The following is an 8,773-nucleotide window of genomic DNA, read 5'->3' as shown; positions in this document are numbered from 1 at the left end:
CAGGGCGGCATTTTGTTCAGCGAGGTTAAGCTGGGCGCGAAGGTGTCCGAGGGACAAATTCTTGGCTATATTGCCGACCCCATCACCAATGCCCAGCATCCCATCCACTCCAGCAGCGATGGCCGAATTATCGGCATGGCGGTAGACCAGGTAGTTATGGCGGGTTTTGCTGCCTACCACATAGGTACGGAGGCAAAAGTGCCTGGAGAATAGTATCCTACCGGTTTTACAGCCACGAACGGTTCTGACAACCGCCCAAGGAGCCCATTATGTTCAAAAAACCATCGTTTAAATTCCACCCGCGCACGTTGGTTTCAACATTGCTGGCGCTGATTGTTATGGCATTCGGTTCTACGGCGAATGCCCAGAATAACGAAGCCACGCAGGTGGAGGTTCCCAGTGAGATTGTGGATGTAGATATCTCTCCAAACACAACATCAAGCATGAACAGTACGCCGAATGAAGGCACCACAGGGCTCTGCGAGCGGCCCGAACAGTGGCTTTACGCCAAGACCTACGAAGAAAGTGACATGGCCAGCCACGGTGGCAAGGTGTGGAAAGCCGTCAAGCAAACCAATGGCGACATGCCTGGCAAGAACACACCGCCATTCTGGGAGCGCGTAGAAGGTCACTGCTCCGAGTCAACTTATTGATTTAGCGGTTGGTGGGCAACACGGATTCGATGCGTGTCAGCACTTCGGCCAGCACCGCTTTGGGGCAGCCAATGTTGAGGCGCATAAATCCACTGCCCTGCTCACCGAATGAGATACCCGGGTTCATACCCACGCGTGCGTCCTCTACAAAAAACCGTTTCAAGGCAGCATCGCTTAGCCCCAGATTTCGGCAGTCGAGCCACATCAGGTAAGTGCCTTCCGGCGCCTGGGTTTGAATGCCGGGCAGGCGAGCATTGACGGCCTCTACCACAAAATCTCGGTTCTTCTGTACATACCTCATCAAATCATCCAGCCAGGGCGCACCAGACCGGTAGCCGGCCTCAAACCCTGCAATGCTGAATGGATTGCATTGCGGCAGATGCATGGAATCAAACACCTCTTTGATCGCATCGCGCCGTTCTTTATCCGGAATCACCAGTGCCGATAACCCAAGACCCGGAATATTAAAGCTCTTGCTCGGCGCAATGGCTGTTACCAGCGCATCGCTTGGCCTGGCCAGTGTGGCCAGCATTCTGTGCCGGGGCTTGTCGGCAAAGGTGAGATCGCAGTGAATTTCGTCGGAAATGATCACCAGGTCGTGGCGACGTGCGATATCCAGAACCGCTTCCAGTTCCTGCTCCGACCATATGCGCCCTACCGGGTTGTGGGGTGAGCACAGCATCAGTAGCCGGGCATCCGGGCGCGCAGCGCAGGCTTCCAGGTGTTCCAGGTCCATCCGGTATTGCCCGGCTTGGTCACACACAAGCGGGTTTTCAATCACTGCACGGCCACTGAGCTGAACCGAACTGAAGAACGGCGGATAGACCGGTGGTTGAATAATCACACCCTCACCGGGCGCAGCGTAGGCCATGCAAGCGGCGTGTAGCGAAGGCACCACGCCAGGGGCCATCAAAATCCAGTCTCTCTGAATGTCCCAGTTATGGCGCTCACGAAACCAGTTAATGATTGACTGGTACAAGCTGTCAGGAAACAGGGTGTAGCCGTATGCCGGGTGAGCAGCACGCTCTGACAGGGCTTGGGTTACCGCCTCTGGCGCAGCAAAATCCATATCTGCAATCCAGACCGGAATAACATCATCACGACCAAATACCGCCTGGCAGGCATCAAACTTTATCGATTGGGTATTGTCACGGTTAAGATGCTGATCAAAAGGGTCTGTCACAGGGGGAACTCCACAATCGGTTAGTAATGGGCAAACTCGGGTGATTGTGGGTGGGTATTGCCGTTACCGCAACAGGCGAGGCGCATTCTGAGCACACGGCTTTGGTCGCACAGAACGCGATAATAGTTGCCGAATCGCCCTCATACTTGCGAACCTGATGGTTTTTCAGCGCAAAACCTCCCTCGCGCCCTCTGGAGTATTCAATGACTGGTCAGATCCTGTCGACCTTGCTACCGGTGTTTCTCATTGCCGGCTGCGGCGCCCTTTATGGGCGGTTTCGCACGCCTGATATCCGGGGCCTGAACATTCTGAACATGGAGCTGTTTGTGCCCATGCTGGTGTTTGCGGTGTTGGCCGATCAGAAAGCGCCGCTGCAGGAGTATGCCTGGCTTGCACTGGCAGCAACCGTGATTATTCTGGGCTCGGGGATTGTTCTGTACCCGCTGGCGAAAGCGCTCAATCTGAACCTTAAAACCTTTCTGCCACCCATGATGTTCAACAACTCGGGCAACATGGGCCTTCCCTTGCTGGTGCTTGCCTTTGGTGAGGCGGCCCTGCCGGCGGCTATTGTGCTGTTTATTGTGGAAATGCTGCTGCATTTTTCAGTGGGCCTGTACATACTTGATCCGCACACCTCGATTTTACAGCGCCTGAGGCTTCCCATTGTGTTTGCCAGTATTGCCGGGCTGGCGGTTAACATTGGCGGCATCCCACTGCCAGAGTCTCTGTTGCAAACCATGAACATGCTTGGCGAAGTCTGCATACCGTTGATGCTGTTTGCGCTGGGTGTGCGCATGCTGGATATCGATTTCAGCGATTGGAAACTGGGCATGCTCGGTGCCATCGCCTGCCCGGTCAGCGGGTTATTGCTAGCCTGGCCGATAATTGCAGTGCTGGATCTGCCCGGTATACAGGTCGCCTCACTTTGGGTGTTCGCAGCGCTGCCACCGGCAGTGCTCAACTACATGGTTGCCGAGCAATATCAGCAAGAACCTCACAAGGTCGCATCTCTCGTATTATTAAGTAATCTTGGCAGCCTGGTTGTGATGCCCATTGTGCTCGGGCTGGTCTTTGCTGCCGGTTACATCTGAGGAATTAATGCATGTCTGAAACAGTCGCGGTCGCAAGCACCTCCCGCTCAAACTTTCTGATTCTCGCACCTCTATGTGTGGGCCGGAGCGTGGCGGTGGCATGGCAACAGGACCAACTGCCAGCGCTGCCCTTGCATGTGTGGAAACTTTGGCCGAAAGTTAAAGCTGAAATTGTTTAATTTCACCCACGATATGGAGGTCTGCCCATGAGTGTGCTTCTTCTGCTCATCAGTGCTCTGGTTTTGATTTATCTGGCTGTTGGCGGTACCACCGCTGCTCTGGTCATGTCCGTCGCCACAATAGTCGGGCTGTTCCTTGATGAATGGCACATTGCCAGCATTCTGTTTGGCGGTCTTTTTCTGGCCCTGGCTCTGATTTTGGTTATCCCCAGCGACCTGCGCCTCGACAAGTTCAGCCGCCCGCTTCTGAGCTGGGTTCGTGGCCGTCTCCCTAAACTTTCAGACACCGAAGAAGAAGCCTTGAAGTCGGGCTCCGTAGACTGGGATGGCGAGTTGTTCTCCGGCCAACCGCAATGGTCAAAGCTTTTGGATGCACGGCCTGCGCACCTTTCCAGCGAAGAGCAGGCATTTCTGGATGGTCCGGTAGAAAAACTCTGTGCCATGCTGGACGACTGGAAAATCACTCACGAGCATTACGACCTGCCCAACAAAGCCTGGAAGTTCATCCGTGAGAAGGGTTTTTTCGGCCTGGTAATCCCCAAAGAAGATGGCGGTATGGGTTTCTCGAACACCGCCCATTCAGAAATCGTGATGAAGATTTCCACCCGCAGCGTGTCTGCAGCTGTCACTGTGATGGTGCCCAACTCCCTCGGCCCCGGCGAGTTGTTGATGCACTACGGCACAGACGAGCAAAAGCAGCATTACTTACCCCGTCTGGCCGGTGGCGAAGACATTCCCTGCTTTGCCCTGACCTCTCCCATTGCTGGCTCGGATGCCGGCGCTATTCCCGACAAAGGCATTGTGTGTAAAGGCCAGTGGAACGGCGAAGAAGTGCTGGGCCTGAAAGTGACCTGGAACAAACGCTACATCACCCTGGCGCCGGTCGCTACGCTAATTGGCTTGGCTATCAAGGTTTACGACCCGGATAGCCTGCTGGGTGACAACGCCGAAATTGGCGTAACCTGCGTTCTGGTTCCCCGCGACACTGAAGGTGTAAACGCCGGTGCGCGACACTTGCCCATGAATACCGTATTCATGAACGGGCCCACCTGGGGTACCGAAGTGTTCATCCCCATGGAACAAGTCATTGGTGGCCAGGATATGCTTGGCAAGGGCTGGACCATGCTGCTGGAATGTCTCTCCATCGGCCGCTCTATTTCCTTGCCTGGACTGGCAACCGGCGCAGGCAAAGTTGCCAGCCTGGCCACTGGCTCCTATGCCTACACCCGCGAACAGTTTGGTCGCTCTATCAGTCAGTTCGAAGGCGTGCAGGAGGCACTGGAACCCATCGCAGGCTATACCTACATGATGGACGCCGCGCGCCTGCTAACCTCCGGCATGCTGGACCGGGGGGTTCGGCCCGCCGTGCCCTCGGCGTTGCTGAAGTACCGCAATACCGAACTGATGCGAAACGTCATTAACCACGCTATGGATGTGGTCGCTGGCCGTGGCGTCATTACCGGCCCCCGCAACTTTATGGCCCGTGCCTACAACGCGGTGCCCATTGGCATTACGGTGGAAGGCGCAAATATACTGACCCGAAGCCTGATGGTCTTTGGCCAGGGCGCTATTCGCTGCCACCCGTTTATTGTTGACGAAATTGCCGCCGCTGGCATGGAAGACGAAGATCAGGCCACGAAAAAATTCGATGGCATTTTCTACAAGCACATTGCACACACCACACGAAACGCCCTGCGCTCACTGGTTCTGGGCCTGACGGGCGGTTTGCTGGAACCCGTCCCAAGGCAGGGCAACATTCAGTCTGCTTATCGTCAGCTTGCCCGCTTCTCGGCCGGGTTTGCTCTGATGACCGACGTAACCCTGCTCTCTGTTGGCGGTGGGCTTAAAGCCAGGCAACGGCTATCCGGCCGCATGGCAGACAGTCTGGTGCAGCTGTATTACGCCTCAGCCGTGATCAAACAATGGCACGAAGAAGGCTACCCGGACGACCAGCGCCCGCTGGTCGATTGGTGCCTGCAATCCTGTTTGCGGGATTTGCAGCATTCCATGCGCGAAGCCATCATCAACTTCCCCGTACCCGCCCTTCGCTGGCCTTTACGCCTGCTGGTCTTCCCGATGGGGGCAACCGGTCTCAACGGCCCGGATGACAAGCTGGGCACCCGCGTGGCTGCCAGCATTGTTGACGACACGCCACTACGTCAGCGCATTAGCCGGGGAGCCTACGCCACCACGGATACGGACGACCCCCTGGGCCGGGTGTTGAATGCCTATCAACTGGCAAACGAAACCGCCGACATGCGCGGCCGCCTGCACGATGCCATTCGTAATCGTGATGAAGACGACCTGGACGGCATTGCGTTACTGATGGGCCATGAGCGCAAAAAGCTGGTGGATTGGGCCTGCACCGAGGGTATTGTCAAGGCCGATGAATGCGACAAGCTTGAGGAGGCACTGACCGCCCTGTACGACGTTATCCGGGTGGACGCGTTTGACGAGGAAGGCCTGAAAGCCTTGTCCCGATGTGCCAAGGGCAAGCGCAAAGTCGTTGAAAGACCCGCCCCTGAATAAATCACATGGCCAGTCTGCGCCTGTCGTTAAGATCCGTCTTGATAGACAGGCCAGATTTGAATGGCTCCGACCTCTGCCCGGATATTTCTTTATCTTGTGGCCTACCTTGACAAAATCCCGGTTCACCATCTTTACTAAGACCAGTACTCAGAATATCGAGATTGAGCTCCAACGGCCATTTCCCCATTGGACGACAATAACAACAAACAGTGATCGCCAGTACCTTAGCAACTGGCCAGACAGGGGTGCTTGCTGTGACAGGTCACGCTCAGGAACACGACGCTATTTTGAAAACCCGGGGCCTCACCAAAGACTTCAAGGGTTTTACCGCCGTAAAGGACATCAACTTGAGTGTCCAAACCGGTTCAATTCACGCCCTGATTGGCCCAAACGGTGCAGGAAAAACCACATTTTTCAATCTGTTGACCAAATTCCTGAAGCCATCATCCGGCAGGATCATCTATGACGGCGCGGACATAACCAATGGCAGACCCGCAGATATAGCCCAGCGCGGGCTCATTCGCTCATTTCAGATTTCCGCCGTATTCCCCCACCTGACAGCCAGAGAAAACGTTCGCATTGCGCTACAGAGGGAGCTGAAGGTGTCCTATCAATTCTGGCGCCCGCTGGGAATTCTCAACCAACTCAATGAAGAGGCCCAGGCAACACTGGAGCAGGTTGGCCTTGGCAAGTTTGCAGATGTAAAAGCTATTGAGCTGCCCTACGGTCAAAAACGGGCGCTGGAAATAGCCACGACCATTGCTCTGAAGCCAAGGCTGATGCTGCTGGATGAACCTACCCAGGGCATGAGTGCGGAGGATGTAGGCACGGTAACCGACCTGATCAAGCGGGTGGTTGAAGGCAGAACCATTGTCATGGTTGAGCACAATCTCAATGTGGTGTCGACGCTAGCCGATCAGATCACCGTACTGAACCGGGGCGAAATCCTCGCAGAAGGAAACTACGACGAGGTTTCCAGCAACCCCGACGTGATGGAAGCTTATATGGGAACCACAGATGCAGCGTGAGCAGAACCCCGAATTACTGCGAATTGAAAACCTGCACGCCTGGTACGGTGAGTCCCACATACTCCACGGCGTAAACCTCACTCTGCAGGAAGGGGAAGTTATTACCTTGCTTGGCAGAAACGGCTCCGGCAGAACGACTACCCTGAAGGCCATTCTCGGGTTAGTCAGCAAGCGAACCGGTTCCATCAAAATCCATGGCATCGAAGTCATCAACCTGCCCACCCATAAAATTGCCCATGTGGGCAAGCTTGGCTATTGCCCGGAGGAGCGGGGCATTTTTGCGTCTTTAAACGTGGATGAAAACCTCGAGTTACCTCCGGTCGTGGCTAAAGGTGGGCTGTCGGTGGAGGAAATCTACACCATGTTTCCCAACCTGAAAGAACGTCGTAAAAGCCAGGGCTCCAAGCTTTCTGGCGGGGAGCAACAAATGCTGGCCATTGCCCGAATCCTGCGCACGGGGGCCACCCTGCTATTACTGGATGAGATAACCGAGGGGCTTGCCCCGGTTATCCTGAAATCCTTGGGGGAGGTTATTCGCAAGCTCCGGGAGCGGGGTTTCACGATCATTCTGGTGGAACAGAATTTCCGCTTTGCCGCGCCTTTGGCCGACCGACACTACGTAATCGAGCACGGCAAGGTGGTCCAACAAATTGATGCGGCCGACCTTGAGGCCGAAAAAGAGCAGTTGAACAGGCACCTGAGTGTCTGAGCCAGTGGGCCAGGGCACCTTCATGGACCCGACCCTGAACCTGAGAACAAAAAAAGGAAACTCACTATGTTCAAGCACTGGAAAAAAGGATTGGTTGGCGCCGTGGCGACAGCGTCTCTCACTTTGCCTCTATTAGCCACTGCCGAGGGTTTGTCTGACGACAAGGTGAAAATTGGCGTGCTCAGTGACATGTCCGGGGTCTACAAATCCCTGGAAGGCCCGGGCGCGGTTGTCGCGGCCAAAATGGCCATCGAGGACTTTGGCGGCAAAGTTATGGGTAAGACCATTGAGGTGATTTCTGCAGATCACCAGAACAAACCGGATATTGGCGCCAGCACCGCGCGGGAATGGATCGATACCGAAGGTGTGGACATGATCACCGCCCTGGATAACTCCTCCGTTGCGCTTTCGGTGCAGGGCCTGGCCAACGACAAGAAGATTATTACCATGAATACAGGCGCCGGCTCCACTGCGCTGACAGAAGAACAGTGCACGCCCTATGGCATTCACTATGTTTACGACACCCATGCCCTGCCGGTTGGCACAGCCACCGCAATGGTGAAAAACGGCGGCAAGAAGTGGTTCTTTATCACCGCCGATTACGCCTTTGGCCACTCGCTGCGGGATAACACAGGTGCGGTTGTAGAAGACATGGGTGGCGAAGTGGTAGGCAATGTGAACGCTCCGCTCTCCACCAACGACTTCTCGTCCTACCTGCTACAGGCCCAGTCCTCCGGTGCCGATGTCATCGGGTTAGCCAACGCTGGTCAGGATACGGTGAACGCCATCAAACAGGCGAACCAGTTCCGCATTGTTCAGGGTGGTCAAAAGCTGGCAGGCATGCTGGTGTTCATCACCGATGTGCACAGTATGGGGCTGGACATTGCGCAGGGTCTGCAATTTACTACAGCCTTTGTGTGGAACCAGAATGACGAAGCCAAGGAATGGTCTGAGCGGTTCAGCGAACGCCAGGGTGCCATGCCAACCATGGTGCAGGCCGGCGTTTATTCCGCTGTGACCAACTACCTGAAAGCGGTGAAAGAAGCTGGAACCGACGAAACCGAAGCTGTTCGCGCCACGCTGGGCGAAATGACCCTGAATGATGTGTTCGTAAAGGACGGGAAAATTGCAGCCAACGGATCCATGCTACACGACATGTACCTGGTGGAAGCGAAAAAGCCTTCGGAATCGGAAAGCGAGTGGGATCTGCTGAAGGTAATCTCCAGGATTCCCGCAGACCAGGCCTACATCCCGATAGATGAATCCAAGTGTTCACTGGTTAATTAATACACGATTTAACCACCACTTGAAGGGAGATAGCCAACGTGTCGATGCAGGTCATTCTGGCCCAGGCGCTGCTTGGGCTTAATGTCGGTGTGTTTTACGCCATGTTGAGCCTTG

8 protein-coding genes and 1 pseudogene are annotated in these 8,773 nt (G+C 55.2%); 8 read left to right on the top strand and 1 reads right to left on the bottom strand.

Annotation, left to right across the window (positions count from 1 at the left end; genetic code table 11):
- Window positions 1-213: pseudogene (locus ACTHYN_RS15845) on the top strand (succinylglutamate desuccinylase); the annotation flags it as partial.
- A gap of 56 nt (window positions 214-269) precedes the next feature.
- Complete coding sequence (locus tag ACTHYN_RS15840) at window positions 270-653, top strand: hypothetical protein (RefSeq protein ID WP_441813371.1); 384 nt, start codon at window positions 270-272, stop codon at window positions 651-653.
- Window position 654: 1 nt separating this feature from the next.
- Here ACTHYN_RS15840 and ACTHYN_RS15835 read toward each other — a convergent pair whose 3' ends face one another.
- The gene (locus ACTHYN_RS15835; protein ID WP_441813370.1) at window positions 655-1,836 is read right to left on the bottom strand and encodes a MalY/PatB family protein; all 1,182 of its coding nucleotides are present in this window, start codon (window positions 1,834-1,836) and stop codon (window positions 655-657) included.
- Window positions 1,837-2,039: 203 nt separating this feature from the next.
- Here ACTHYN_RS15835 and ACTHYN_RS15830 point away from each other — a divergent pair, with 203 nt between their 5' ends.
- The 6 genes from ACTHYN_RS15830 (at window position 2,040) to ACTHYN_RS15805 (ending at window position 8,659) form a co-directional block, all read left to right on the top strand.
- The gene (locus ACTHYN_RS15830; RefSeq protein WP_441813369.1) at window positions 2,040-2,927 is read left to right on the top strand and encodes an AEC family transporter; all 888 of its coding nucleotides are present in this window, start codon (window positions 2,040-2,042) and stop codon (window positions 2,925-2,927) included.
- A gap of 11 nt (window positions 2,928-2,938) precedes the next feature.
- Window positions 2,939-3,106, top strand: a complete 168-nt coding sequence (locus tag ACTHYN_RS15825; protein WP_441813368.1) for a hypothetical protein — start codon at window positions 2,939-2,941, stop codon at window positions 3,104-3,106.
- Between the two features lie 27 nt (window positions 3,107-3,133).
- Complete coding sequence (locus ACTHYN_RS15820; RefSeq protein WP_441813367.1) at window positions 3,134-5,635, top strand: acyl-CoA dehydrogenase; 2,502 nt, start codon at window positions 3,134-3,136, stop codon at window positions 5,633-5,635.
- Window positions 5,636-5,889: 254 nt separating this feature from the next.
- A complete protein-coding gene (locus ACTHYN_RS15815; protein WP_441813366.1) occupies window positions 5,890-6,663 on the top strand; it encodes an ABC transporter ATP-binding protein in 774 nt (257 codons plus the stop codon).
- On the top strand, window positions 6,653-7,372 hold the full coding sequence (locus ACTHYN_RS15810; RefSeq protein ID WP_441813365.1) for an ABC transporter ATP-binding protein: 720 nt from the start codon (window positions 6,653-6,655) through the stop codon (window positions 7,370-7,372). Before ACTHYN_RS15815 ends, ACTHYN_RS15810 begins: the two co-directional genes overlap by 11 nt.
- 66 nt (window positions 7,373-7,438) lie before the next feature.
- A complete protein-coding gene (locus ACTHYN_RS15805; RefSeq protein WP_441813364.1) occupies window positions 7,439-8,659 on the top strand; it encodes an ABC transporter substrate-binding protein in 1,221 nt (406 codons plus the stop codon).
- Window positions 8,660-8,773: the final 114 nt, after the last annotated feature.

It is taken from the genome of Marinobacter sp. (assembly GCF_052091845.1).
In the GTDB taxonomy this organism is placed as follows: Bacteria; Pseudomonadota; Gammaproteobacteria; order Pseudomonadales; family Oleiphilaceae; genus Marinobacter.
The sequence above is the reverse complement of the archived record's forward strand: the minus strand, read 5'-3'. Positions and strand labels throughout refer to the sequence as shown.

Coding starts and splice junctions, on each gene's coding strand:
- ACTHYN_RS15825 (WP_441813368.1), top strand. CDS start 2,939: ATGTCTGAAACAGTCGCGGTCGCAAGCACCTCCCGCTCAAACTTTCTG.
- ACTHYN_RS15840 (WP_441813371.1), top strand. CDS start 270: ATGTTCAAAAAACCATCGTTTAAATTCCACCCGCGCACGTTGGTTTCA.
- ACTHYN_RS15810 (WP_441813365.1), top strand. CDS start 6,653: ATGCAGCGTGAGCAGAACCCCGAATTACTGCGAATTGAAAACCTGCAC.
- ACTHYN_RS15805 (WP_441813364.1), top strand. CDS start 7,439: ATGTTCAAGCACTGGAAAAAAGGATTGGTTGGCGCCGTGGCGACAGCG.
- ACTHYN_RS15820 (WP_441813367.1), top strand. CDS start 3,134: ATGAGTGTGCTTCTTCTGCTCATCAGTGCTCTGGTTTTGATTTATCTG.
- ACTHYN_RS15830 (WP_441813369.1), top strand. CDS start 2,040: ATGACTGGTCAGATCCTGTCGACCTTGCTACCGGTGTTTCTCATTGCC.